This is a genomic window from Cupriavidus basilensis OR16, from assembly GCF_000243095.1.
GTDB lineage: Bacteria > Pseudomonadota > Gammaproteobacteria > Burkholderiales > Burkholderiaceae > Cupriavidus > Cupriavidus basilensis_D.
This window is the reverse complement of the sequence record NZ_AHJE01000070.1, coordinates 1-26,161: the sequence shown is the minus strand read 5'-3', so window position 1 is coordinate 26,161 and position 26,161 is coordinate 1. Positions and strand designations below refer to the sequence as shown.

13 protein-coding genes and 6 pseudogenes are annotated in these 26,161 nt (G+C 66.3%); 14 read left to right on the top strand and 5 right to left on the bottom strand.

The features are described 5' to 3' along the window. The 3 genes and pseudogenes from OR16_RS24900 to OR16_RS24890 all read right to left on the bottom strand — a co-directional run. The coding region (locus tag OR16_RS24900; protein ID WP_006160943.1) for an alpha-2-macroglobulin family protein at positions 1–4,143 on the bottom strand (4,143 nt) is incomplete at its 3' end. Between the two features lie 5 nt (positions 4,144–4,148). Next, positions 4,149–4,818, bottom strand: a pseudogene (locus OR16_RS24895) (DUF1175 domain-containing protein). A gap of 26 nt (positions 4,819–4,844) precedes the next feature. Beyond that, the gene (locus OR16_RS24890; protein ID WP_043420981.1) at positions 4,845–6,626 is read right to left on the bottom strand and encodes a DUF2138 domain-containing protein; all 1,782 of its coding nucleotides are present in this window, start codon (positions 6,624–6,626) and stop codon (positions 4,845–4,847) included. Positions 6,627–6,897: 271 nt separating this feature from the next. On the opposite strand from OR16_RS24890, the pseudogene OR16_RS24885 reads away from it, so the two are divergent. Both OR16_RS24885 and OR16_RS24880 read left to right on the top strand, forming a co-directional pair. Continuing rightward, positions 6,898–7,784: pseudogene (locus tag OR16_RS24885) on the top strand (amino acid ABC transporter substrate-binding protein). A gap of 346 nt (positions 7,785–8,130) precedes the next feature. Then, the gene (locus OR16_RS24880) at positions 8,131–8,448 is read left to right on the top strand and encodes a hypothetical protein (protein WP_006160939.1); all 318 of its coding nucleotides are present in this window, start codon (positions 8,131–8,133) and stop codon (positions 8,446–8,448) included. 71 nt (positions 8,449–8,519) lie between these two features. Here the strand turns inward: OR16_RS24880 and OR16_RS24875 are convergent, their stop codons facing one another. Further along, a complete protein-coding gene (locus OR16_RS24875) occupies positions 8,520–9,383 on the bottom strand; it encodes a hypothetical protein (RefSeq protein WP_043420968.1) in 864 nt (287 codons plus the stop codon). A 183-nt stretch (positions 9,384–9,566) separates the two neighbouring features. Here OR16_RS24875 and OR16_RS24870 point away from each other — a divergent pair, with 183 nt between their 5' ends. The 8 genes and pseudogenes from OR16_RS24870 to OR16_RS24835 all read left to right on the top strand — a co-directional run. Then, complete coding sequence (locus OR16_RS24870; protein ID WP_006160936.1) at positions 9,567–10,130, top strand: HdeD family acid-resistance protein; 564 nt, start codon at positions 9,567–9,569, stop codon at positions 10,128–10,130. A 430-nt stretch (positions 10,131–10,560) separates the two neighbouring features. After that, entirely contained in the window at positions 10,561–12,333 is a 1,773-nt protein-coding gene (locus OR16_RS24865) for an ArnT family glycosyltransferase (RefSeq protein WP_043420966.1), read from the top strand. Then, the gene (locus OR16_RS24860) at positions 12,330–12,713 is read left to right on the top strand and encodes a 4-amino-4-deoxy-L-arabinose transferase (RefSeq protein ID WP_006160932.1); all 384 of its coding nucleotides are present in this window, start codon (positions 12,330–12,332) and stop codon (positions 12,711–12,713) included. Before OR16_RS24865 ends, OR16_RS24860 begins: the two co-directional genes overlap by 4 nt. A 10-nt stretch (positions 12,714–12,723) precedes the next feature. Next, complete coding sequence (locus OR16_RS24855; RefSeq protein WP_237717213.1) at positions 12,724–13,824, top strand: DegT/DnrJ/EryC1/StrS family aminotransferase; 1,101 nt, start codon at positions 12,724–12,726, stop codon at positions 13,822–13,824. Beyond that, positions 13,803–14,795, top strand: coding sequence for a glycosyltransferase (locus OR16_RS24850; protein ID WP_043420961.1), 993 nt, complete (start codon positions 13,803–13,805; stop codon positions 14,793–14,795). Before OR16_RS24855 ends, OR16_RS24850 begins: the two co-directional genes overlap by 22 nt. Further along, positions 14,783–15,512: pseudogene (locus tag OR16_RS41795) on the top strand (hypothetical protein). Before OR16_RS24850 ends, OR16_RS41795 begins: the two are co-directional and overlap by 13 nt. Continuing rightward, positions 15,509–16,561: a bifunctional UDP-4-keto-pentose/UDP-xylose synthase gene (locus OR16_RS41790; protein WP_006160925.1), complete on the top strand. Its 1,053-nt coding sequence runs from the start codon at positions 15,509–15,511 to the stop codon at positions 16,559–16,561. The pseudogene OR16_RS41795 and the gene OR16_RS41790 overlap by 4 nt, the downstream one beginning before the upstream one ends. Positions 16,562–16,574: 13 nt before the next feature. Continuing rightward, a pseudogene (locus OR16_RS24835) lies at positions 16,575–17,285 on the top strand (polysaccharide deacetylase family protein); the annotation flags it as partial. 161 nt (positions 17,286–17,446) lie between these two features. On the opposite strand, the pseudogene OR16_RS24830 reads toward OR16_RS24835, so the two are convergent. Then, positions 17,447–19,811: pseudogene (locus OR16_RS24830) on the bottom strand (heavy metal translocating P-type ATPase). Between the two features lie 173 nt (positions 19,812–19,984). On the opposite strand from OR16_RS24830, the gene czcI reads away from it, so the two are divergent. The 4 genes and pseudogenes from czcI to OR16_RS24805 form a co-directional block, all read left to right on the top strand. Then, positions 19,985–20,398: a cation efflux protein, CzcI family gene (czcI, locus tag OR16_RS24820; protein ID WP_043420972.1), complete on the top strand. Its 414-nt coding sequence runs from the start codon at positions 19,985–19,987 to the stop codon at positions 20,396–20,398. Between the two features lie 75 nt (positions 20,399–20,473). Next, positions 20,474–21,742: a TolC family protein gene (locus OR16_RS24815; protein WP_006160918.1), complete on the top strand. Its 1,269-nt coding sequence runs from the start codon at positions 20,474–20,476 to the stop codon at positions 21,740–21,742. Between the two features lie 18 nt (positions 21,743–21,760). Beyond that, positions 21,761–23,047, top strand: coding sequence for an efflux RND transporter periplasmic adaptor subunit (locus OR16_RS24810; protein ID WP_006160916.1), 1,287 nt, complete (start codon positions 21,761–21,763; stop codon positions 23,045–23,047). Positions 23,048–23,061: 14 nt separating this feature from the next. Next, positions 23,062–26,161, top strand: a pseudogene (locus tag OR16_RS24805) (CusA/CzcA family heavy metal efflux RND transporter); the annotation flags it as partial.

Here is a 26,161-nt window from a genome sequence, read left to right as displayed (position 1 = left end):
CATATTCTGCGGCACGGCAAGCGCGAGCGTCTCGGGCAGTTGCGCCCCGCTCCAGCGCCATTCCGGCTGGCCGAGCGGGCTGCGCGTAGCCTTCCAGTTGCCCTGCGGCACGCGCAGCGCGGGATCGCCCTCGCCGGCCAGCCCGCGGCCCAGGCCACCGCCAAGCGCCTTGTTGAGCCACACCAGCGTCACGGCCCGGTCAATCGTCGGTGAGGCTGCGCCGGCGCGGGACAGCAGCGCCTGCACGTCGGAGGTGGCTGCGCCCTTGCCCGCCATCAGCAGCAGGCTCTGCACCAGCGGCGAAGGATCGCTCGCCAGCGTCTGGCGCGCGGCATCGGCGGCGCTGGCCAGCCCTTCCGGCATCGGCTGGCCAATCTGCTTGTAAAGCTGTGCGGCCAGCACGGTCGCGACGCGGCGGCCTTGCGGCGAATCCGGGGCAGCGAACACCAGGCTTTCGCCCACGGCCGCGCCAGACGCATCGGCGCCGGGGCGAGAAAGCTCGACGGCCACGCCACCGAGTTGCGTGGCTACCGGCAGGCCCATCTCGTTGATGAACCACAAAGCCAACGTGCGATGCAGCAGCGGCTCCTTCATGGCCTGCTTGTAGGCTTCCAGCGTGCGCTTCCAGTGATCGGGCGGCAGGCTGATGCCCACGGCACGCGTTGCCAGCCAGTCGGCGTAATAGGCGTAAGCGGTCAGCAGCGCGCTGTTGCCAAGGGTATCGCCCCACCAGCCAAACTGGCCGTTGACGCCAGCCAACAGAGCCAGGCGCTGGCGCTGGGTGCGCAGCAGCGCATCGATGCCCTGGGTGCCGCCGCCGGTGTCGGCACCCGTGGCCGCCAGGCTGCGCTGAGCCAAGGCCAGCGGAATCAGCCGGCTGGCGGTCTGCTCGGTGCAGCCGTAGGGATAGGCCAGCAAGTCGTCCGCCACGCGGGCGAACTGGCTGGCGGCGCCATCGACGAAGCGCAGGCGCACGTCCTGGGCGTCCGCCGGCAGCTTGAACGCGGCATTGGCGCCGGCCAGCGGCAACGTCAGCTCGCGCTGCGAGAGCCAGCCAGTCGGCTCGACGGCGAGCGTCGTCTGCAGGCGGTCCACCGTCTTGCCCTGCACCTTGATCTCGGCATTGACCACGCCGCCCTGCAAGGCGCCCTGCGCAACGGGCAGGCGCACGTAGTTGGCGCCGCGCTTGAGCGTCACGCTCTGGTTCACGTTAAGGCCTGCACCGATCACCACGAGCTCCGCGGCCACGTCCTGCTCGCCCTGGTTGAAGGCCACCATGTCGATACGCGGCGCGTCCTCGGCGCGGTAGCGCTGGGGCCCGGTCCATTTGAGATACAAGCCCTTGTCGGAGCGAATGCTGGCGGTACGCTGCCCGACCATGCCGTCGCCCGACATGGCGCGCACGGTGATGCGCCAGCGGGTCAGGGAGTCGGGCATGGTGAAGCTCATGCGCACGCGGCCGTCGGCGCCGGTGCGCAAGTTGGCCTCCCACGCAGCGGTGTCCTTCTCATCCCGGCGCGGGCGCTCCAGCACCTTCACGCCACGCTCGTTATAGCGCCCGCGCTCAGGGCCACCCGCACCCGGCTGGGCCGACACGGCGAGGTCGTAGCCGATGAAATTCAGGCTGGAGGTAGTGCGCACGCTGTTGCGGCGCGGATGGTAGAAAAAGTCGACGATGCTCGGCGCGATCTCTGGCTGCAGCACATACACCATCTCATCGACCACGCTGACCGTGAGGTTGGCCGGCACGGGCTTGCCGTTGAACGCACTGGTAAGGTCCAGCGTGACGGTGTCGCCTGGCGCATAGACAGGCTTGTCGCTCTTGACCGCCAGCTCGATGGTGGGCTGCACCACGGCAATGCCGGCGTTCTGGAACACGTAGTCGCCGTCCTTCACGTACAGCACGGAGAACGTCATATTGGGGCTGAAATCGTTGCCCACCTTGATGCGCGCGCGCCACTGCCTGTCGGTGACCTTCTCCAGCGACAGCCAGTCGCCGCCCTTGGACAGCAAGCCGCGCCGCTCCACCCGGTCGCGCTCCAGCGTCAGCAAGGCGTCTTCCACGGCAAGCGGGAACGTCACCAGCGCTTCGGCGGTGTCGCCGATGCGGTAGCGGTCCCGATCGAACACGATCTCGATATTGCCCGGCACGGTCTGCAGGCCCTCGCCGGCCACCCAGTGGCTGGCGGCGGCCAGCAAGTTGCCTGCTCCGTCCCTGACGGAGAGCGTGTACGAGCCCGGCTGGTCGAACTTGACCGGGAACGACACAGCGCCGCTGGCGGCCGGGCTGAGCGGGCCTTCGCTACGGGTGCGGGACTCCAGCCGCACCAGTTCCCACTTGGCGGGAGCCTGGGCGATTGCCTGGCCGGATGCGGCCAGCGCCTGCAATTGGAAAGTCACGCTCTGGCCCGGGTTGGTGAAGTTGGCCGGCGCCGTCAGCTTGTACGGCGTGGCGCCGCGCGCGATCAGCAGTTCGCGCGTGACCTTGACCCGGTAGGCCGCGCCATCGTTGGCGAACACCGTCACCACGTAACGGCTCGGGTCCTTGGCGGCAGGCAGCGCCAGCGCGGCATTGCCGCTGCCGTCGGTGGTCAGTTCCTGCTGCTCCAGCTTGACCGGGAACAGGCCAGCATATTGCAACTCGCCCTCCACCATCGTCACCTGCTGCGCGCGCAGGCTGACGGACAGCTTGGCGTCCTTGACCGGCTTGCCGTCCGGATAGCGCAGCTGGATCTTGCCCTTGACGGCCTCGCCGGTGGCGTAGTCGGCCTTGTCCAGCGCGAGGTTCACGTCGAAATGCGGCTTGATGTATTCGGCCACGCGGAAGGCGCCGCCGTAGGTGTTGCCGCCATAGTCGAAGCGCAACGTATAGCCGCCGGCCAGCGCATTGGCCGGCAGCGTGAAGCGTGCGTCGGCACCGTTGTCCGCCGCCAGCGCGGTACCGACCGAGGCCAGCGGCGCGCCATTGGGGTCCAGCACCTCCAGCTTGATATCACCGGGCGCCGCAGGGCCTGATTCGGTGGCATTGCGGAAATTGCGGCCGATGAACTTGACCCGGACCTCGTCGCCGGGACGGTATAGCGGACGGTCCGTGAACGCGTACAGCTTGGTGTTGTAGATCTCGCTGTCGTAGTAGAAGTTCTCCGAGATAAACGCGCCGCCGGCCGGATCCACGCCCAGCAGGTAGCTGCGCTCCGGGCTGGCATGGGCCAGGTCCGCCGCGCCGTCCGCGCCGGTGGTGGCGCTTTGCAGCACGCCCAGGCCATCGGTCCACGCCAGGCTGGCGCCGGCAACCGGACGTCCGCTCTTGCGCTGCGCGGCCCAGACCAGCATGCCGTTGCCGGTGCTCTTGGTGATGGCCACGGTATCCGAGATAAACAGCAAGGTATGGGCACGGTAGGTGCCGATGATGCCTTCGACGATGTACAGGCCCGGCTTGAGCTTGCCCAGCGGCACCATCACGTTGCCGGCGTCCTGCGGCAGGAACTCGCTGCTGCTGCCTTCCAGCTTGACGTCTTTGGGCGGCGCGATTTCCTTGGCGTCCCAGATCGGGTAGCGGAAGCGCTCGACCACGTCATAGCCCTTGAGTGGTTCGTATTGCGGGTTGTTTTCGAAGCGGGTCGGCTGGGCAATCTGGTCGCCCATGCTGAACTGCGGCGCGTCCTCCACCGCCTTGCTGCGGGTCGCGAACGACAGCACGCGCTGCCAGGCGCGGCGCGCCTGCTTGTACCAGCTGTCCCAGAGGTAGGACAAGGTATTGGCCAGCCCTTCGCCGCGATAGTTCGCCCTGACGTCGATCCGGTGCAGGTTCTTCTGCGCCTTCAGGAAGGCGATCGGATCGGCTACCCGGTACACAAGGATGTCGGCGCCGCCGTAGCGCTGCAGCTCGCTCTTGTATTCGCGCCCCGGGGCTTCCAGCCGCACCTGCGCCATCTGGTCGCTGCCATAGCTGGCGTCCGAGAGCAGGAAGAATGGCTGCCCCTGGAAAGCGCTATAGCCGCTTGAAGGCACGGTGTCGAGCGTGGCGCCAGGCCGCTCGGCGGCCGCTGCCACATGAGCCCCCGCCAACAGAGTGAGCGCCAGCAGCACGCGGGCACCAACGGAGCGCAGAAGCGCGCTTGCGCGCGTCATGACGATAAGCATCGTCTTTACCTCGACAAAAAGGCGAAACGGAATACGCCGATGAAATTGGGATTGCCGTCCTGCGGCTGCCAGCGCGAATCGTTCCATTGCATCAAGCGGGAAAGGGTGACAGCACGCAGGCCGTTATCGGTACGCGTCACGGTGCCGGTGTGATAGGCCAGGTACTGGCCCATCCAGATCATCAGGTGCTGTTCATCGCCCTGGTCGTAAAAGAAAAGCAGGTCGCCGGGCTGGGCCAGGTTGACGTTCCTGGCGACAAAGCGGCTATTGCCCTGCACCAGCGCCAGGCGGAGCGTACGCCCCGGTGCTGCCATCGGTGCGGGTCCAGCGCTGGCCAAGCGTGCGCTGGCTCGGGCTCAGGCTAAGCTCGGGCGGCAACTGGCGGGCCGAGGCGCTGCCTTGCATGCCGTTGGCGCGCAGCCAGCGCGCGTCATGCACCTTGAGCGCCTCGCCCACGGCAAAGCGCACCAGGCCCGCACAATCGCGCTGGTACCAGCGTGGGGTCGGCCCCTGGCGCAGTTGCTCGCCGGCGATGCGCACGAACCACGCGCGAAACGCCGCCGACTGCGTGGCATCGAGCGCATCCGCCTCGGGCGTGTCCGACGCCAGGCCGGACAAGGCCCAGGCACGGCCGCCACCGGCCAGGGGCAACCCGAGCGCAAGCGCCGCCAGCATCGCGCGGCGGCCTCGGCGCATAGCGATCACTGCGCGGCCTCTTGCGGCGCCGGCGGTGCTGGCGGGACCGCGGCCTGCGCGCCGCGTGGCGGCGTGCCTGCCTGCTGCCAGGTCACCGGCACCCACGCACGGCCCGAGGGCAGCCTGTCGGGCAGTACCAGCGACACTGGCGGGTAGGCCGCAAGCGTCTTCAGCTTGGGGAACAAATGCGCGCGCGCCGCGTTCAGGAACAGGGCTTCCTGGTCCGCAGGCAGTGCCTTGGTGGCTTCGCGGCGCACCAGCGGCGCGAGCGTCGACGGGGTGAAACTGAGCACGGTACGGGCCAGCTGAGCGCGCTGCATGGTGTCGGCCACCGCTGGAAAGCGCTTGCCCTGCACCGCCAGCGCATCGTCGACCAGGGTGCCGTCAGGCGAAAACAGCACGATATTGCCGGCCAGTGCCAGCGTAACGGGGAAATACGCTCCCGCCGACAACTGGGCCGCGAACGGCGCGCCTTTGCCCTCGCGCGTGCCGTAGGGCGAACTGACCGCGCGTGACCAAAGCACCGCGCCGCCCGCGCCCTGGCGGTTCTGCACCGGCAGGCGCGCATACGTGCCCTTCTGCGCGCCTGCGTTCGGTTCAAAGGCGCCGATCACTTGCTCGAACAAGCTTGCCAGCACCGGACGCAACGCGCTGGCGGCATCGGCCGACTTGACGCGGGCCATGAACAATGGCGCCACCAGCGCCGACTTGCTGTACCAGCACACGGCGGCCGGGCCCTCGAAGGCCTGGCCCACCTGCGCGGCCAATTCGTCCTTGCCTCCGCTGACCTTCTGCAGCATCTTGCCGGCTGCCTGCCAGTCGACCGGCAGCGTGGCGCACGCCGCGGGGTCGGCCGGCAAGGCCTTCCAGAGCTCGGCCGTGTTCCACTCGCCCGGCAGGCGCGCGCCATCGACCAGCACCGCGCTGCGCCAGGCGGCATCGTCGGCACCGGCCTTGGGGTCGGCGCCGGCAAAATCGAAACGCAGCGCTTCGATGCCCGGGAAGAACATCTGATAGCCAAAGGAGAGGTAATTCGCGCTTACCAGCACCCGGTGGCCCTTGGGCGAGCCCTTGGCGGCATCGAGCGCAAAGGATTGCAGCGGGGCCTCGCGCGCGCCGGCGTCGTCGGACAGCCAGGCGGCCATCGCCTTGGCGCGCGCGCCGATCGGCTTGCCCTCGGCGTCCAGCAGCATGCCGGCCTCGGACAGGATCACAAGGCGGTCGCCCTTGCCCGCCAGCAGCAGGCTGCGCGCCGGGCCGATCCGCAGCGCGTACAGCGGCGTGCCGTCGACCTCGCCGGCTCGGCTCAACTGGGTATCGGCCGGGGCAATGGTGCCAAGCGTCTGCAACACCTTGGCCAGTCCGTTGCGCTCCATCGACAGCGCCCAGTAGCGCAAGGTGCCGTCGGCGCCGCGCCACGCCATGAGCCGGCCCGGTTCGTCGAATACGCGCTTGAGCAACGCATCGCCCCAGTCCAAGTCATGCTCGAAGGCAATGCGGCGCAAAGCGCCGGAGGCGGAGAGGCGGCCTTCGTTGTCTTCGTAGTAATTGACGAAATCTTCGGTGAGCACGTCGCGCAGCAGCGGCACGCGGAGCATATCGCGCGGCAGGCTGGACAGGCTTTCGCTGTCGACCAGCGCATCGGGGCGGCTGAAATCAAGCTCAAGCTGGCGGGGCTGCCCCTTCCAGGCGCGTCCGAACGGGTGCCAGACCACTTGCACGGCCACCCCAGCGGCAATCGCCAGCGCGGCGGTGCCAAGCGCGATTTTCTTGCGCGAAATCTTCATGATTCCCTTCACGATCGTGATCACTGCACGTCACAGACGCAGCGAACCCGGTAGCGTACCGCGCACATCGAGCAAACCGCAACCCAGCGATCGTGAATTTTTGTTAGAGACTGCGCAGCCGCGCTCCCAGGCTACACACCGGCGCAACGCGCATTCTGGCGGGGCACCTTTGCCCGGGCGGCTCTCCGGGCCGATATTTGCTTATGACAAAGAAGTACTTTGCCAATGCGAGCCACGGGCGTAGCCTCGCCATTTTTGAAGTATTCGACCTATGTTTTCGTTTGCCACATTCGCCAGTGCCGGCGTGTTCCGTGCCGCCCCCCAGGCTGCCCAGGCCCAAAGCCCGGTGCTGGACAAGATCCGCGACACCGGCACCATCGTGCTTGGCTATCGTGAATCGGCGCTGCCCTTCTCTTTTGCCAACGACAAAGGCGAGCCCGCGGGCTACGCAGTGGACCTGTGCCTGCGCGCCGCCGAAGCCGCGCGCGTGAAGCTCGGACTGAAAACGATCAAGGTGCGCTGGATTGCGGTTCCCCCGGCCAGAACCGGATCCCCGCCGTGGTCAACGGCCTGGTCGACCTCGACTGCGCGCCCAACACAAACTCGCTGGAGCGCCAGAAGCAGGTCGCCTTCAGCGTCTCGCATTACATCTCCACGGTCCGCATGCTGGTGCGCGCGGATTCGGGCATCAAGTCCTTCGAAGACCTGCGCGGCAAGAACGTGGTGACCAGCGCCGGCTCCACGGGCGATCGCCATGTGCGCCGCCTGAAGAGCCAGTATGGTTTCCATGACATCTATGCGAAGGACCATGGCGAATCCTTCCTGCTGCTCGAATCCGGCCGCGCGCAGGCGTTCGTGATGGACGATGTGCTGCTGTCGGGGCTGCGCGCCCGCGCCAAGGACCCCTCGCAGTTCGTCATCGTGGGCCCCGCGCTGTCGATCGAACAGAACGCGTTGATGATGTCCAAGGCCGATCCGGCGTGGAAGCAACTGGTGGACCAGACCCTGGCATCGGTATTCGCCGGCCAGCAGGTGATCGCCCTGCAAAAGCAATGGTTCCAGCAGCCGATTGGCGCCCGCAACATCAACCTTGCGCTGGCCCCGAGCGCGGAAGTCCGGGATGCGTGGAAGCATCCTTCGGATGTCGCTACCGAATAACAGCCTTCGAAGCCTCCTCGATCCGCCAAAATCAAAGCCCCCGCAGGCCGCAAGGCCGGCGGGGGCATTTTCTTGTGCATCACTGAACCGAAAAGTGCGCAACGGCGCATATCAATCACCAAACGTCAAGCAAGTCCTGGCGATAAAGGCAATAGCGGCTTTCCATAGGAAAGATACAACGTGCATTTCACAATACAGCGCATGTTGACAGCCGGGCGAAATGTTGGCGACACTGAGGACAAGCGGATAACGCGGCAACGGTATCCCACGCAATCCGCGTGGCGGCCTTACCCGTCAGTTTCCGTGCATTCGAACCGCCGGAAGGCGGCATTTTCCAGGAGAAAACATGAACAAGTTCGTCGCGACAGCCATCGCGCTGTGCATTGGCGCCGTCTCCGTGGCTGCCCAGGCGCAATCGACCGGGAAGAAGCAATTCGACCCGTATAGCCAGGGCGCCAAGTCGGGCGAGAAGTTCGACCCGTATAGCCAGGGTGCCAAGTCCGGTGACAAGTTCGACCCGTATTCCCAGGGCGCGAACAAGAGCACGCGCACGGACCTGACCGACGCCTCCGCGCCGGCGGCCGAAAAGCCGGCCAAGAAGTCGACCAAGAAGAGCAAGAGCAAGAGCAAGAAGCCCGCCGCATCGGCCGCAGCCGCGAGCTGATCGGCAAGCTGCGCCGCACGCCGGATGCCGGCGCGCGGCGCACGGGATCCGCTTCGGCAGGCGGGAAGGCTTCAGGGCGAAGTCGTATCCAGATCCATCGCCGTGACGTCGACGCGCTGCACCTTGTCCTGCTGGCGGATCTCGGTACGCAGCACGAACGCCTCGGCGGGGCAATACCAGTCGGTGACATGCATCACCGTGGGTTCCACCTGCACCACCTCCTCCCCCACCATCAGCGGCCCCAGCGAGGTCCGCTTCTCGTAGGTGATCGGCAAGCATTCCTTGCGTCCTAGCACCGTATCGATCATCTGGCGCTTGCCCACGTGGCGGGAGCCGACGCTGATCGAGGCATACAGGGCTCGCATGCTGCCCACGATCTCGTCCGCACCTAGCGGATAGATCTGCAGCGAGACGCTGGACTCGAACGACTCTCCCTCCAGGGTGCTGCCCTCGCGGATATCCAAGCCCGCGTAACTGAACACGCCCTGCCCCCGGAAGGCCGCTTCACCGTACATGCGCGCATAGCGCCCTTGCGCGTTGATGACGGCGTGCTCGCTCTCGATGCTGCTCTTGGCCGAGTTGGAGCGGCCGTCGATATTGACCATGTGGACCTGGTCCATGATGACCGGCGGCCCCATCAGGGCAGACAGCGCTGACTTGGAGCGCACCTCGAGTTGTGCCTGGCAGCCGCTCTGGTTCTTGGTCGCCCGGCGCAAGGTCATGGTGATCGACATGGGCATGGCCCCGTCGCCTTCCATCCGCACCCGCGAACCGGAACGGAACCATGGCGCGTCGCACAGCGGGGCCAAGGGCCGCGCCGGCATCGCCTCGGGCGCGGCGGCGGCCACCGTCTGTGCCTGCGCAGGATTGCCCACGGCCAGTAGCACTGCACCGGCAATGAAAGCGTTCCTTAGCAATTGCGCCTTTGTCCTCACATGAATCCTGTCTAGAATGATCTCGCGCCCCGCTCGTTCCGGCCAAGCTTCCCACGCAGGGACAGCCAGACTTTGTGACTCGCGCTGGCTAGAAACTAGCGCTTTTTTGCCCGCCTGTGTTGTCGATCTTAGCCGGTCACCGTCGCTGCCAGTCCAACGCCGGCAGCTTGCCAGGGAGTTCCTATGCTTCAGTATTACGCCAAGCTTTGGTGGGTTGTGGCATTACGCGGCATTTTCGCCGTCCTTTTCGGGATTTGCGCGTTTTTCGCACCAATTGCCACACTGGCTGCACTCATACTCTTGTTCGGCGCCTTTGCCGCTGCCGACGGCGTCAGCGCGCTGCTGATGGCCATCTCCGGCAGCCAGCGCGAGGCCAGCGACCGCGGCATTCTTGCGCTCCAGGGCCTGCTTGGCTTGGGCGTGGGCCTGCTGACGTGGTTCAGCCCCGTGGTCACGGCGTTTTCCCTGCTGTTATATATCGCCGCCTGGACACTTGCCACGGGAGTCCTGCAGATTGTCGCGGCGATCCGCCTGCGCAAGGACATTCCTAACGAATGGTGGCTGATACTAGCCGGGCTGGTCAGCATCGTGTTCGCCTTCCTGCTGCTGTGGCAACCGCTTGCCGGCGCGTTGGCGGTGCTGTGGATGATCGGAGCCTGGGCGGTGGTTTGCGGCATTCTGCTGATCGGCGCCTCACTGCGTTTGCGCAGCGCCAGAAACACGCCTCACACACCACTTCCAGGTTAAGCCACACTTCCTGCGCGGACCGAACGTCCCGCGTGTGCTGGCCCCTCGCGCGGCGGCGGGCTGCGGCGGTCGTGCTAACATTGCGCGCCGCGCCACTTGGCAACCACGGTTGGCCATGGGGCGAAGGCTTGAATGACTGAGGAACGAGAAGGCGCATGGCGGGCGGTACGATTGCTTGCTTTCATTTTGTGTCTACCAAAGCAGTCGTTGCTGCGTTGTGATGTCTTCGCCGGAGCCCGGATACCCGGGCAGCCCGAAGCCGTCAGGCGGCCAGGCCGCGCCACCGCGCGCCGCTGCAGTGAATGGTGTGACAGCAGGCGGAGTGGGCCAACCGGACCGCATGCGCACCGATCGCCACACCCCGCAGGCCAGAGAACCGGTCGTCATGCGCGCAAGCCAGACGGCCACCCGACCCCTTTCCAGGAGACGTATGCGTAGTTCCGTGACCTCGCGAGACACCTCGCGAAGCACCGCACAAGGTGTTTCGCAATCTGCCGGCTTGCCCACGACCACGATCGTCCTGGTTTGCCTGTTTATTCTCCTGGTCTGGTTTGGCACGCTCGACGCTCGCCACCTTCTGCGCTCCGATGAGGGCCGCTATGCCGAGATCGCCCGTGAGATGTTTTCCAGCGGTGACTGGGTAACCATCCGCTACAACGCGCTCAAGTACTTCGAGAAGCCACCCTTCCATATGTGGGTGACGGCGCTGTCCTACACCCTGTTCGGTGTCGGCGACTGGCAAGCCCGGCTGTGCGTGGCACTATCCGGCATGGTTGGCCTTGTGGTCTCGATGCTCGCCGCCAACCGCTGGTATGGCTTCCGGGCAGCCTTCCTGACCGGGCTGGTGCTGGCCGCCGCACCGATGTGGAGCGTAGCCTCGCACTTCAACTCGCTGGACATGACGCTGTCAGGCGCCATGGCCTGCGTGCTGGCCTTCATGTTGCTCGCGCAGCACCCGGCAGCTACGCCGGCCACCCGGCGCTACTGGATGTGGGCCTGCTGGGTAGCGATGGGCGTGGCGATCCTGACCAAGGGACTGGTTGGCATTGCCCTGCCCGGCCTGGTACTGGTCATCTACACGCTGATCTCCCGCGATTTCGGCCTGTGGCGCCGCCTGCACCTGATCTCCGGCGTCGCGCTGATGCTGATCGTCACCGTGCCTTGGTTCTGGCTGGTGTCGGAGCGCAACCCCGAATTCCTGAATTTCTTCTTTATCCACGAACACTGGCAGCGCTATACCTCGACGGTACACTCGCGCAAGGGCCCGCTGTGGTACTTCGTGCCCTTGCTGGTGGCAGGCTTCATCCCCTGGCTGGGCCTGGCGCCGCGCATGTGGCAAGTGGTCCGCGGCGATAGCGCCGCGGCGCGCGCCGCCACGGTGCGGCCGTTCCAGCCGGCGCTGCTGCTGGCGGTGTGGGCCATCGCCATCTTCGTCTTCTTCAGCCTGTCCGGCTCGAAGCTGCCTGGCTATATCGTGCCGATCTTCCCGGCGCTCGGCATACTGGCTGCCGTGGCGCTGCAGCATATCGATGAGCGCAGCTGGAAGCGGCAGCTCAACGGCATGCTGGTGATGGCGGCAATCGGCTTGCTGGCCAGCCCGGTGGTGGCCACGCTGAATTCCGACAACACGCCCAATGAGCTGTACCGCTTGTTCGCGGTCTGGGTCGGCGCCGCCTTCGTGCTGATGCTGGGCGCCGTGTTCCTCGCGCGCAAGCTGCTGGCGAGCAAGGGCCTGATGGTCAGCATCACCGTCTACTCGCTCGGCCTGTTCACCAGCTTCACGGTGGCGCTGCTGGGCCACGAGGTCATGGGACGGCAGACTTCGGGCGTGGACATGGTGCCCGCCATCAACGCCGTGCTGACCGATGACATGCCGATTTACGGCGTGCGCATGCTGGACCACACCCTGCCGTACTACCTGCGCCGCACCACCATCATGGTGGAATGGCCGGACGAACTGGAGTTCGGCACCAAGCAGGAGCCGCAGAAATGGCTCCCCACGCTGGATGCCTTTATTGCAAAATGGCAGGATGGCCAGCACGCCGTTGGCATCATGTCGGCCGCCACCTATAAGCTGCTGGAAGAGCGCAAGGTGCCGATGTACAAGATCGGGCAAGACAAGCGCCGTGTGGCGGTCGCGAATTTCCCGCTCCCGGGCGAGGCGCCGGCAGCCCCCCATCAAGAACCGAACCGCGCGCCATGACGCTTTCCACTTTCGCTTTTATTTTCACCGGCGTGCTGCTCAACGCCTGCGCGCAGTTGCTGCTCAAGGCTGGCACCAATGCCATCGGCGCCATCACCATCGAGCGCGCGACGCTGCTTGCCACGGCGTTTCGCGTGCTGACGCAGTGGCCGGTACTGGCCGGACTGACGCTTTACGTGGTCAGCGTCGGTGTGTGGATCGTCGGCCTGTCGCGGGTCGACGTATCGATCGCTTACCCGATGCTGTCACTCGGTTATGTGGTGAACGCCCTGGCAGCCTGGTGGCTGTTCGGCGAAATGATCGGCCCCCTGCGTGTAGCGGGCATCCTGCTGATACTCGCCGGCGCAAGCCTTCCTGCCTTTCGTCAAGCCGAATATTGACGCCGATGCCATCGCCGAGGTGGGCAAGGTACTGGCCTCGGGCTGGATCACCTCCGGCCCCAAGATGCACGCCTTCGAGGCCGCGCTGTCCGATCTGTTCGGTGGCCGCCCGGTGCGCACCTTCGCCAATGGCTCGGCGACCATGGAAATCGCACTGCGCGTGGCCAATATCGGCCCGGGCGATGAAGTCATTACCACACCGATCACCTGGGTCGCTACCGCCAACGTCATCATCACGGTGGGTGCCAAGCCGGTCTTCGTCGACATCGACCCGCGCACGCGCAATATCGACCTCGATGCCGTTGAAGCTGCGATCACGCCACGTACCCGCGCCATCATGCCGGTCTACCTGTCGGGCCTGCCGGTGGATATGGACCGTCTCTACGCCATCGCGAAGAAGCACAAGCTGCGCGTGATCGAGGACGCCGCCCAGGCCATCGACTCACGTTGGCGCGGCCAGCGCATCGGCGCCTTCGGCGACCTCGTCAGCTTCAGCTTCCAGGCTAACAAGAACATCACCAGCGTCGAAGGCGGCTGCCTGGTGATGAGTTCGCCCGAGGAAGCCGAGCGCGCCGAGCGCCTGCGCCTGCAAGGCGTGATCCGTACCGGCATGGACGGCATGGATGTGGAAGAGCCCGGCGGCAAGTTCAACCTGACCGATGTCAACGCCGCCATCGGGCTGTCGCAACTGGCGCACCTTGACGCCATCACGGCACGCCGGGCGGAGCTGGCGCAAACGTATTTCCGCTGCGCGGCCAACAGCGGCCTGGCCGAACTCGGCATCGAGCTGCCGGTACCGCTGGACCGCGAACTGGCCACCACCAACTGGCATATGTTCCAGGTGGTGCTGCCGGCCGAACGCATCGAAGGCGGGCGCACCGCGGTGATGGAGGCCATGCGCGAGCAAGGCGTCGGCACCGGAGTGCACTACCCCGCCGTGCACCTGTTTTCTTATTACCGCTCCCTGGGCTGGCGCGAAGGCATGCTGCCGCACGCCGAGCGCATCGGACGGGGCATCGTCACGCTGCCGATGTTCCCCGCCATGCAAGCCGCCGATGTGGAGCGGGTATGCGCAACTCTTAGTGAAACATGCAAACGCCTCTTCAAATGAGCCCTGTCGAAGTCTCCGTCGTCATTCCCGTCTATAACGAGGAAGATGGCCTGCAAGCCCTGTTCGACCGGCTCTACCCGGCCATGGACGGACTCGGCTGCCGCTACGAGGTCATCTTCGTCAACGACGGCAGTCGCGACCGTTCGGCACAGATCCTGGCGAGCCAGTTTCACAAGCGCCCGGACACCACGCGCGTGGTCCTGTTCAACGGCAACTTTGGCCAGCATATGGCCATCCTGGCCGGCTTCGAGCATACCCGCGGCAAGATCGTGATCACCCTGGACGCTGACCTGCAAAACCCGCCGGAAGAAATCCCGCGGCTGGTGGCGACCATGCGCGAAGGCCATGACTACGTCGGCACCATCCGCCGCGAGCGCAACGACACGGCATTCCGCCGCATTGCGTCCCGCGCCATGAACCGGCTGCGCGAGCGCATCACGCGCATCAAGATGACCGACCAGGGCTGCATGCTGCGTGCCTACGACCGCAATGTCGTCGACACCATCAACGCCTGCCGCGAGGTGAACACCTTCATCCCGGCGCTGGCCTATACCTTCTCCTCCAATCCGGTGGAGATCGTGGTGGAGCACGAAGAACGCCACGCCGGCGAATCCAAGTATTCGCTGTTCCAGCTCATCCGGCTGAACTTCGACCTGGTAACCGGCTTCTCCATCGTGCCGCTGCAGTGGTTCTCCGCCATCGGCACCTTGCTGTCACTGGCCTCGGCCGGCCTGGTGGCGGTGCTGCTGATTCGCCGCTTCGTGCTCGGCGCGGAAGTGCAGGGTGTGTTCACCCTGCTCGCCTTCAACTTCTTCCTGGTTGGCATCATGCTGTTCGGCATCGGCCTGCTGGGCGAGTACATCGGCCGCATCTACCAGGAAGTGCGCAACCGTCCGCGCTACCGCATCCAGGCGGTGCTCGAAGGCACGCCGGAACAGCAAAAAGCGACGGAGGTACCGTGCGCGCAGTAGTCTTCGCTTATCACAACGTCGGCGACCGCTGCCTGCGCGTGCTGCACGCGCGCGGCGTGGAGGTGGCGCTGGTGGTGACGCATCGCGACCGCCCGGATGAGAACATCTGGTTCCGCCGCGTTGCCGATACCGCCGCGGAACTCGGCCTGCCCGTCACCGATGGAAGCCAAGCCCGATGCCGGCTACATTGTCGACCAGACTTCGGTGCCAATCCTGCCCGACGACACCGCCGGCGAGGTCTTCGAAAAAGTGACCGTGGCCGCCGAGCAAACGTTGTGGCGCGCCCTGCCCGCCATGATGGCCGGCAACATCCCCCAACTGCCCAACCGCCTTGCCGAAGGCAGCTACTTCTCCGGGCGCAAGCCGGAGGACGGCCGCATCGACTGGCAGCAACCCGCCGCGCAGGTCTACAACCTGATCCGTGCGGTCGCACCGCCCTATCCCGGCGCCTTCACCGATGCCGGCTCGCGCCGCTTCGTGGTGGCGCAGGCGCGCCTGCCGTATGACGGCAGCGCCGCCGGAGCAGCATCATTGCAGTCCACCAGCGCCGCCCACCCGGGCTTGCACGTAATCGACGGGCAGATCGTCGGCGTGTGCGGCGATGGCGGCCTGATCCTTGTACGCGAACTGCTGGACGATGGCGCCCAACCCGCGCCCGTCTCGCCCGCCGCGCTTTCCACATTTCTTACCGCATTGTCCAAAGAGGAAAACCGATGAAAAAGGTCCTGATTCTTGGCGTCAACGGCTTCATCGGCCACCACCTGACGCGCCGCATTCTCGAAACCACGTCGTGGGAAGTCTACGGCATGGACATGTCCAGCGATCGCCTTGGCGACCTGATCGACCATCCGCGCATGCACTTCTTTGAAGGTGACATCACCATCAACAAGGAGTGGATCGAGTACAACATCCGCAAGTGCGACGTGGTGCTGCCGCTGGTGGCCATCGCCACGCCCGCTACCTACGTGCGCCAGCCGCTGCGCGTGTTCGAACTCGACTTCGAGGCCAACCTGCCGATCGTGCGCGCCGCCGTGAAGTACGGCAAGCACCTGGTCTTCCCGTCCACCTCCGAGGTGTACGGCATGTGCCACGACGACGAATTCGACCCGGAGACGTCCGAGCTGATCTGCGGCCCGATCAACAAGCCGCGCTGGATCTATGCCTGCTCCAAGCAGCTGATGGACCGCGTGATCCACGCCTACGGCATGGAACAAGGCCTGAACTACACCCTGTTCCGCCCGTTCAACTGGATCGGCGCCGGCCTGGACTCGATCTTCGAATCGAAGGAAGGCTCCTCGCGCGTGGTCACCCAGTTCCTCGGCCACATCGTGCGCGGCGAGCCGATCAAGCTGGTGGACGGCGGCGCGCAAAAGCGTGCCTTCGCCGATGTCACCGACGGCATCAACGCGCTGATGCGCATCATCGAGAATCCGAACGGCATCGCCACCGGCAAGATCTACAACATCGGCAACCCGCGCAATATCCACTCGGTGCGCGAGCTGGCCGAGATGATGCTGAAGATGGCCGGCGACTACGCCGAGTACGCGGAAGAAGCCAAGAAGACCCAGATCGTGGAAACCTCCTCGGGTGACTTCTACGGCAAGGGCTACCAGGACGTGCAGAACCGCGTGCCGAAGATCGACAACACCGTGGAAGAACTCGGCTGGAAGCCCGAGGTCACCATGGAAGACGCGCTGCGCGCCATCTTCGAGGCCTACCGAAGCAAGGTGGTCGAGGCGCGCACCCTGGTCGATTCGGCCAACTAAGCGCACGCAGCCGATGGCCCGTATCGCCCTTAAGGTCGACGTCGACACGTTGCGCGGCACCCGCGAAGGCGTGCCGGCGCTGCTCGCCATGCTGGCCCGCGTGCGGGCCGAGGCTACCTTCCTGTTCAGCCTTGGCCCTGACCACACCGGCTGGGCGCTGCGGCGCGTGTTCCGGCCCGGTTTCCTGCAAAAGGTATCGCGTACCTCGGTGGTCTCGAACTACGGCTTGCGCACGCTGATGTACGGCGTGCTGCTGCCCGGCCCCGACATCGGCCGCAAGGGCGCGGCCGAAATGCGCGCGGCGCGCGCGGCGGGCCATGAATGCGGCATCCACACCTGGGACCATGTGTACTGGCAGGACAACGTGCGTGAGCGCGATGCCGCCTGGACGCGGCGCCAGATGCAAAGCGCATTCGACCGCTACGTCGAGATTTTCGGCGACGCGCCGCCCACCCATGGTGCGGCTGGCTGGCAGATGAACAATGAAGCCTTCCGCCAGATCGACGACTGGGGCATGGTGTATGCGTCCGACGGCCGCGGCACCGGGCCGTATATCCCCACCGTGGACGGTGTGGCATGCCGGCATGTACAAATGCCTACTACGCTGCCGACCCTGGACGAACTCATCGGCGTCGATGACCTGACCGAGGATAACGTCCACGAAGCCGTGCTGCGCCTGAGCGAAGGCGAGCGCGACCACGTTTTCACCCTGCATACCGAACTCGGGTGCGATCGAGGGAAGAAGCGGCGAGCTGATCCTGCAGCCGTAGGGACCTGACCGGGGCGGCTTGCCGGCTCGCCGGCTCGCCCATATCGATCACCGCCGAAAACCCGAGCACCATCAACGCGTCGCCAACGGCCAACAACCGGCCGCTGGCGATGCGTTCATGCGCGCGCAGCTCTTCCGCGGTCCTTCCCTGCCAGCCTCAAGCCGTTGAAGACCACCAGCAGGCTCGCTCCCATGTCCGCAAACACCGCCATCCACATGGTGCCCAGACCCATGACCGTGAGCGCCAGAAAGATCGCCTTGATGCCAAGCGCCAGGGCGATGTTCTGCTTCAGGATCGTCGAAGTCTGCCGCGACAGCCGGATAAACACGGGGATCTTGCGCAAGTCGTCGTCCATCAGCGCCACGTCGGCCGTCTCGATCGCCGTGTCGGTCCCGGCCGCACCCATGGCGAAGCCGATGTCGGCACGGGCCAGCGCGGGCGCATCGTTGACGCCGTCGCCCACCATGCCTACCACGACGCGCTTGCTGCCATTGCCCTCGGCGCCCTGTGCGCCCTTCACGCTAAGCGCGGCGATGGCGTCGGCCTTGTCCTGCGGCAACTGGTTGCCACGCGCCTCGTCGATCTGCACCTGCGCGGCGATCGCTTGCGCGGTGTGCGGGTTGTCGCCCGAGAGCATCAGCGTCTTGACGCCCAGCGCGTGCAACTGCGCCACCGCCTCGCGGCTGCTGTCCTTGACCGTGTCCGCCACCCCGAACAGCGCCTCCACGCCGTGATCGGCGCCCAGCAACACAACGGTCTTGCCCTGCCGCTCCAGCGCCTCCAGCGTAGCTTCCAGCTCCGGCGAGCACAGGCCACGGTCGTGGATCAGGCGATGGTTGCCCAGGTAGTAGCTACGCCCGTCGACCGTGCCGCTGACGCCATAGCCAGGCAGCGCCGCAAAGTCCTGCACGTCCAGCGGCACCAGGCCGCGCGCGCGCGCGGCATTGGCGACGGCCATCGAGACCGGATGGTCCGAGCGGGCAGCCAGGCTGGCCGCAATCAAGCGGGCGGCTTCGCTGGCGGCAACACCCGCCGCGGCGGTTGCGCCCAGCGGCTGGAAATCGGTCTGGGCCGGCTTGCCGTGCGTGATGGTGCCGGTTCAGGATGCCACGGCGCGCCGCGGCCGCCAGACCGCTGACGATCGTCACCGGCGTGGAGATCACCAGCGCGCACGGGCAGGCAATCACCAGCAGCACCAGTGCCTTGTAGATCCACGCACTCCAGTCGCCGTCCGTCACCAGCGGCGGCACCACGGCCACCAGCACCGCGCCCAGGAAGACCAGCGGCGTGTAGATACGGGCAAAGCGGTCGACAAAACGCTGCGTGGGCGCGCGGCTGCCCTGCGCGGCTTCCACCGCGTGGATGATGCGCGCCAGCGTGGAGCCACTGGCCGGCGCGGTGACTTCGTACTCCAGTTCGCCGGCCTGGTTGATGGTGCCGGCGAACAGTGCATCGCCAACGGTCTTGTCGACCGGGACGCTTTCGCCGGTGATCGGTGCCTGGTCCAGCGTGGACTGGCCGCGCAACACACGCCCGTCGAGCGCAACGCGTTCGCCCGGACGCAGGCGCACCAAGGCACCGATGGCCACCGCGCTAGCCTCCACGGGCAGCCAGCTGCCATCCGGCTGCCGCACCGTGGCCTGCTCCGGCGCCATCGCCATCAGCCCGCGCACGGCGTTGCGGGCACGGTCCAGCGACGCCGCTTCGATGCGCTCGGCCAGTGCGAACAGCACCATCACCATGGCCGCCTCTGGCCACTGCTGGATCAGCATGGCGCCAGTGACGGCGATGCTCATCAGCGCGTTGATGTTCAGATTGCCGTTGGACAACGCAATCCAGCCCTTCTTGTAGACACCCAGGCCGGCCATGGCTACAGCCGCCAAAGCCAGCAGCGGCGCCAGCCATTCCTGGCCGGGCACTTGCAGCCATCCCGCCGCCTCGGCGCCAAGCGCGGCCACCCCGGCGAGCGCCAGCGGCCACCACGGCTTGGCGGCCTGGGGCGGCAGCTCCGCAGCCTGCTCTGACAGCGGCTCGGCCTTCATGCCGAGGCTTTCGATGGCACGCACTACCGGCTCAAGCGAATCCAGCTTGTGGTGCACCGTCAGCACGCGCTGCATCAGGTTGAACTGCAGCGCGGCCACGCCGGCCATGCTGCCCAGCTTGTTGCGGATCAGGGTCTCCTCCGTGGGACAGTCCATCGCGTCGATGCGATAGCTGGCCGTGGCGGCGCCAGCCGGGACGGCGACAGCGATCTGTGGGGCCACGCTGGTGCCACCGCAGCAGGCAGCGCCGGAGGCTTGCGCGTGCTGGTGGCCGTGATCGTCATTGTGGCCATGGTCGTGCCGGTCATCATGGCCGTGAGCGGGCTGGTGAGCGGGCTGGTGCGCGGGCTGGTGCGCGTGTTTATGTGCCTCAGAATGCCCATGATCGCAGCATGTCTGGTCACGGAGCGAAGCTTGGTCTGGCGTTGCGCTAGGCATGGCGGTTTTCCCTGCTTGTTTTTGCTTACCGGCCATTAAAGACCCTGAAGCGGCTACAGGGTCAAGCACTGTCTGCATTGCGGTCCGGATTGGGTATCCTGCCGCCCCCTTTCGCGACACGGTTAAGCCACAGTCGTGCAAGGGTCATGCTTGCTGCCTATATAATCCGCCGCATGCGACGTTTCCTGATCCTGCTTTTCGCCATCATGCTGCCGTTCCAGTTCGCCTGGGCCGGGGCTGCGGCCTATTGCAATCACGAAAGCACGCAGCCAGGCGAAGGTACCGGCACGGCCAATGCCAGCTGGCATTTCGGCCACCATAGCCACGCCCACCAGGGCCAGCTCAGCCAGCACGGCACCGGCGAAAGCAAGGACAGTCAGGACAGTAAGGACGGCAAGGGCAACATCAAGCTCCCCGACCTGGACTGTGCCGTGTGCCACTTCGCCAGTGCCCAACTGGTCTTGCCGGACCTGGCCTCCAGCGCCTCGCACCACGGCGTGGTCATCAGCTACCGGGCGCTAGCCGCGTCCTACCTGTCGGCGCCCGGCGCCACCCCCGACCGCCCGCAGTGGCCGCTCGCCGCCTAAACGGCGAGACGACTCCCTTTACCTCCAGACTCTCGTCTCGCCGAACTTCCCTGGCTTTTTCCCCGGTGAAATTCGATGAGAACACTTGTGATGCCGCTCGGGCTGGCGGCAGCTTTGCTCAGCCCTGCCGCGTTCGCCCAGAACGCGGTGACGACCCCATTGCCCGCCGCGCAAGCGGCGCAACAGATCGCCGAACCCGCCGACGTGCTCACGCTGGACGATGCGCTCGCCCTCGCAGCCGGGCGCAACTTCACGCTCTCGGCCGCCGGCCATGAGCTCGATGCCGCCGAGGGCGGCATCATGCAGGCCCGCACCATCCCCAACCCGGAAGTCGCGGTGCTGTTCGAGGACAACCGTCGCGACACCCGCACCACCACGGCCCAGGTCAACCTGCCGATCGAGCTCGGCGGCAAGCGCGCCGCGCGTATCGGCGCCGCGCAGAAGGCGCGCGAGTTCGCCCAATCGCAACTGGGCGCAACGCGCACCGACCTGCGCGCGGCCGTGCTCGGCGGCTTCTTCGCCGTGGTCATCGCGCAGGAGCGCGTCAAGCTGGCGCGAGGCTCGGCCGAGATCGCCGCCAAGGGTGCGCAGGCGGCAATTCGCCGCGTGGCCGCCGGCAAGATCGCGCCGCTCGAAGAAAGCAAGGCGCGGGTGGAGCAAGCCAACGCCGAGCTCGAGGTCGCCGACGCCGAGGCCGCGCTGGCGATCGCGCGCCAGTCGCTGGCCGGCCTGTGGGGCAGCAGCGAAGCCCGCTTCCAGGAAGCGGCAGGCAACCTTGACACCCTGCCCGCGCGGCCCGACGGCGCCGGCCTCACGCAAGCGCTGGACAGCGCGCCGGAACTGGCGAGCCGCCGGCTGGAACTGGAGCGCAGGCAAGCCATCATTGGCGTGGAGCGCAGCCGCCAGTACCCCGACCTGACCATCAGCCTGGGCAGCAAGCGGGACAACGGCTCCGATCGCGGCACCATGCCCGTGCTGGGCGTGTCGCTGCCGTTGCCGCTGTTCGACCGCAACCAGGGCAATCTCTACGCCGCGCTGCGCCAGGCCGACAAAGCGGCCGACGAGTACCGCGCGACGCAGGTGAGGCTCGCCAACGAGCTGCAGCAGGCCACCCGCCAACTGACGGTATCGCGGAGTTCCGCTGACACGCTCAAGGGCACCGTGCTTCCGGCTGCCCGGCAGGCCTATGAGGCCGCCACGCGCGGCTTCGAAGCCGGCAAATTCAACTTCCTCGACGTGCTCGATGCGCAGCGCACCTGGTTCCAGGCGCGCATCCGCTATCTCGGCGTGGTCGCCAATGCCTATCAGGCCGCCACCACCATCGACCGCATTCTTGGCCGCTAGCACCAAAGGAATTCCATCATGGCAATCAGCAACAAGCAAAAAACGAGCATCGCCGTTATCCTGGCGGGCGGTGCCATCGCCGCCGCGGGACTGATCTTCGTCGGACGCGGCAGCGGCGACGGCACGGCCGAAGCCGCGCCCACGGCGTCCGCGCATGGCGAGGCCGCTGCCCACGGCGACGGCGAGCACCACGGCAGCGCGGCCAGCGCGGCGCATGACGATGCCGTCCGGCACGCCGACGAGGAGCATCACGAAACGGAAGAGAGCGCGGGCCACGTCGAGATGACCCCGGCGCAAATCCAGGCGGCCGGGCTCACGCTGCGCTCGGCTGCCCCGGCACGCATCGAAGGCACGGTGTCCTTCCCAGGCGAGATCCGCTTCAACGAGGACCGCACCGCCCACGTGGTGCCACGCGTGGCCGGCGTGGTGGAGGGCGTGTCCGCCAACCTCGGGCAACAGGTAAAGAAAGGCGATTTGCTGGCGGTGCTCGCCAGCACCGCGCTGTCCGACCAGCGCAGCGAGCTGCTGGCCGCGCAAAAGCGCCTGGAACTGGCTGAATCCACCTTCCAGCGCGAGAAAAAGCTGTGGGAGGACAAGATCTCCGCCGAGCAGGACTACCTGGCCGCGCGCACCGCGCTGCAGGAAGCCCGCATCGCCACCCAAAACGCCACGCAAAAGCTGACCGCCATCGGCGCCAGCGGCAATGCAGGCAGTGGCAAGTCGCTCAACCGCTTCGAGCTGCGCGCGCCCTTCGACGGCACCGTGGTGGAAAAGCACCTGGCGCTGGGCGAAGCCGTGGCAGCCGACGCCAATGTGTTCATCATCTCCGACCTCAGCACGGTATGGGCGGAGTTCGTGATCGCGCCCAAGGACCTGGATCGCGTGCGCGTTGGCGAGAAGGTAAAAATTGCCTCCACCGCCTTCGACGGCAAGGCCGAGGGCAAGGTGTCGTACGTAGGCTCCCTGTTGGGCCAGCAAACGCGTACCGCCACCGCCCGCGTCACCCTGCCCAACCCCAAGATGGCCTGGCGTCCCGGCCTGTTCGTCACCGTCGGCGTGACCGACTCCAGCGCCGAGGTGCTGGTGGCGATCGAGGCCGAAGCCCTGCAAAGCAACGGCGATCAGCAGGTGGTGTTCGCGGTCGTTCCAGGCGGCTTCCAGGCGCAGCCGGTCAAGACCGGCCGCAGCGATGGCAAGCTGGTGGAGATCACCGATGGGCTGAAGGCCGGCACGCGATACGTGGCGGGCAACAGCTTCGTGATCAAGGCCGAGTTGGGCAAGGCCGGCGCCGAACACAGCCACTAAGCGGAGAATCCCTCATGTTTGAAAGACTGATCCGCTTTGCCATCGAGCAGCGATGGCTGGTACTGCTGGCGGTGATTGCCATGGCCACGCTCGGCATCTACAACTACAGCCGTCTGCCCATCGACGCCGTGCCCGACATCACCAACGTGCAGGTGCAGGTCAACACCTCGGCGCCGGGCTATTCGCCGCTGGAAACCGAGCAGCGCGTCACTTACCCAATCGAGACGGCGATGTCCGGCCTGCCCGGGCTGGAGCAAACCCGCTCGCTGTCGCGCTATGGCTTGTCGCAGGTCACGGTGATCTTCAAGGACGGCACCGATATCTATTTCGCGCGCCAGCTGGTCAACCAGCGCATCCAGGAAGCTGCGCAGATCCTGCCCGCAGGCGTTGCGCCGGCCCGATCTCCACCGGGCTCGGCGAGATCTACCTATGGACGGTGGAAGCCGAGGACGGCGCCAGGAAGGCCGATGGCACGCCCTACACGCCAACCGACCTGCGCGAGATCCAGGACTGGGTCATCAAGCCGCAATTGCGCACCGTGCCAGGCGTCACCGAGATCAACTCCATCGGCGGCTTCGCCAAGGAATACCTGGTGGCGCCCAGCCCGGAACGGCTGGCGTCCTACGGCCTGAGCCTGCAAGACGTGGTGGCCGCGCTGGAGAAAAACAACGCCAACGTGGGCGCGGGCTACATCGAGCGGCGCGGTGAGCAGTACCTGGTGCGCGCACCGGGGCAAGTCAAGTCCGTCGACGATATCCGCGAGATCATCGTGGGCAGCGCGCAGGGCCAGCCCATCCGCATCCGCGACCTGGCGGACGTGGGCATCGGTCGCGAGCTGCGCACCGGCGCCGCCACCGACAACGGGCGCGAAGTGGTGCTAGGCACCGTCTTCATGCTGATCGGCGAGAACAGCCGTGCCGTATCGCAAGCGGTGGACCAGCGCATGGCAGCCATCAACCGCTCGCTGCCTGCCGGCGTCAAGGCCGTCACCGTCTACGACCGCACCGTGCTGGTGGACCGTGCCATCGCCACCGTCAAGAAGAACCTGGTAGAGGGCGCGATCCTGGTGATCGTGATCCTGTTCCTGTTCCTCGGCAACCTGCGCGCCGCCGTCATCACCGCGCTGGTGATCCCGCTCTCCATGCTGTTTACATTCACCGGCATGGTGACCTACAAGATCAGCGCCAACCTGATGAGCCTGGGCGCGCTTGACTTCGGCATCATCATCGACGGCGCGGTGGTGATCGTGGAGAACTGCGTGCGGCGCCTGGCCCATGCCCAGCAACAGCACGGCCGCCCGCTCACGCGCAGCGAACGTTTCCACGAAGTCTTTGCGGCCTCCCGCGAGGCACGCCGCCCGCTGATCTTCGGCCAGCTCATCATCATGATCGTGTACATCCCGATCTTTGCGCTGACCGGCGTGGAGGGCAAGATGTTCCACCCCATGGCGATGACCGTGGTGCTGGCGCTGATCGGCGCGATGATCCTGTCGGTTACCTTCGTCCCGGCGGCCGTGGCGCTGTTTATCGGCGACAAGGTGGCCGAGAAGGAGAACCGCCTGATGCTGTGGGCCAAGCGCGCCTACGCGCCGATGCTCGGCAAGACCATCGCCAACACGCCAGTGGTGCTGACCCTCGCCGCCGTGGCGGTGCTGCTAAGCGGCCTGGTGGCGACGCGGCTGGGCAGCGAGTTCATCCCCAACCTGAACGAAGGGGATTTTGCCGTGCAAGCGCTGCGCATTCCCGGTACCAGCCTCACGCAGTCGCTCGCCATGCAGCAGCAGATCGAGACGCGCCTCAAGGAGACATTGCCGGAGATCGAGCGCGTGTTCGCCCGCACCGGCACTGCCGAAATCGCCTCGGACCCGATGCCGCCCAACGCCTCGGATGGCTACATCATGCTCAAGCCACGGGCAAAGTGGCCCGATCCATCGAAGACGCGCGAGCAACTGCTGGCGCAGATGGAGGCCGAACTGGCAACCATCCCCGGCAACAAGTACGAGTTCTCGCAACCGATCCAGCTGCGCTTCAACGAGCTGATTTCCGGGGTGCGCAGCGACGTGGCCGTAAAGATCTTCGGTGACGACAATGCCGTGCTCGAGGACACCGCGCAAAAGGTCGCCGCCGTGCTGCAGGCCACCCCCGGCGCAACCGAGGTCAAGGTCGAGCAGACCAGTGGCCTGCCGATGCTGACGGTGGACGTGGACCGCGCCCGCGCGGCCCGCTACGGCCTCAACATGATCGACGTGCAGGACACGGTTGCCATCGCCGTGGGCGGGCGGGACGCCGGCATCTTCTTCCAGGGCGACCGCCGCTTCAACATCGGCGTGCGGCTGCCCGAAGGCATCCGTGCCGATGTGGAGGCGCTGCGCCGGCTGCCGATCCCGTTGCCAAAGGGAAGCACGTCAAGCGCCAGCTATATCCCGCTAGGCGAGGTGGCAACGCTCACGCTAGCCCCGGGCCCCAACCAGGTCTCGCGCGAGAACGGCAAGCGCCGCATCGTGGTCAGCGCCAATGTGCGCGGGCGCGACGTGGGCACCTTCGTGCCCGAGGCGATGGCGTCGCTGGATCGGCAGGTCAAGATCCCGGCGGGCTACTGGGTCACTTGGGGCGGCACCTTCGAGCAGCTGAAATCCGCCACCACGCGACTGCAGATCGTGGTGCCGGTGGCGCTGCTGATGGTGTTCCTGCTGCTGTTCGCCATGTTCGGCAATGTGCGCGATGGCCTGCTGGTCTTTACCGGCATCCCGTTCGCGCTCACGGGCGGCATCGGGCCTGGCGCTGTGGCTGCGCGGCATTCCGCTATCGATCTCGGCGGCGGTCGGGTTTATCGCTCTGTCCGGTGTGGCGGTGCTCAACGGGCTGGTGATGCTGTCCTTTATCCGCAGCCTGCGCGAGGAAGGCAAGCCGCTCGATGAGGCCATCCATACCGGCGCGCTGACCCGGCTGCGCCCGGTGCTGATGACCGCGCTGGTGGCTTCGCTGGGCTTTATCCCGATGGCGATTGCCACCGGGACCGGGGCCGAGGTCCAGCGGCCGCTTGCCACGGTGGTGATTGGAGGCATCCTGACTTCTACCGCGCTGACCCTTCTGGTACTGCCGGTGCTGTACCGGC

Bases quoted from the DNA above. Each gene is read 5' to 3' on its own strand.
- OR16_RS24850 (WP_043420961.1), top strand. From the start codon at position 13,803: ATGCAAACGCCTCTTCAAATGAGCCCTGTCGAAGTCTCCGTCGTCATT.
- OR16_RS24890 (WP_043420981.1), bottom strand. From the start codon at position 6,626: ATGAAGATTTCGCGCAAGAAAATCGCGCTTGGCACCGCCGCGCTGGCG.
- czcI (WP_043420972.1), top strand. From the start codon at position 19,985: ATGCGACGTTTCCTGATCCTGCTTTTCGCCATCATGCTGCCGTTCCAG.
- OR16_RS24865 (WP_043420966.1), top strand. From the start codon at position 10,561: ATGCGTAGTTCCGTGACCTCGCGAGACACCTCGCGAAGCACCGCACAA.
- OR16_RS41790 (WP_006160925.1), top strand. From the start codon at position 15,509: ATGAAAAAGGTCCTGATTCTTGGCGTCAACGGCTTCATCGGCCACCAC.
- OR16_RS24860 (WP_006160932.1), top strand. From the start codon at position 12,330: ATGACGCTTTCCACTTTCGCTTTTATTTTCACCGGCGTGCTGCTCAAC.
- OR16_RS24870 (WP_006160936.1), top strand. From the start codon at position 9,567: ATGCTTCAGTATTACGCCAAGCTTTGGTGGGTTGTGGCATTACGCGGC.
- OR16_RS24810 (WP_006160916.1), top strand. From the start codon at position 21,761: ATGGCAATCAGCAACAAGCAAAAAACGAGCATCGCCGTTATCCTGGCG.
- OR16_RS24880 (WP_006160939.1), top strand. From the start codon at position 8,131: ATGAACAAGTTCGTCGCGACAGCCATCGCGCTGTGCATTGGCGCCGTC.
- OR16_RS24815 (WP_006160918.1), top strand. From the start codon at position 20,474: ATGAGAACACTTGTGATGCCGCTCGGGCTGGCGGCAGCTTTGCTCAGC.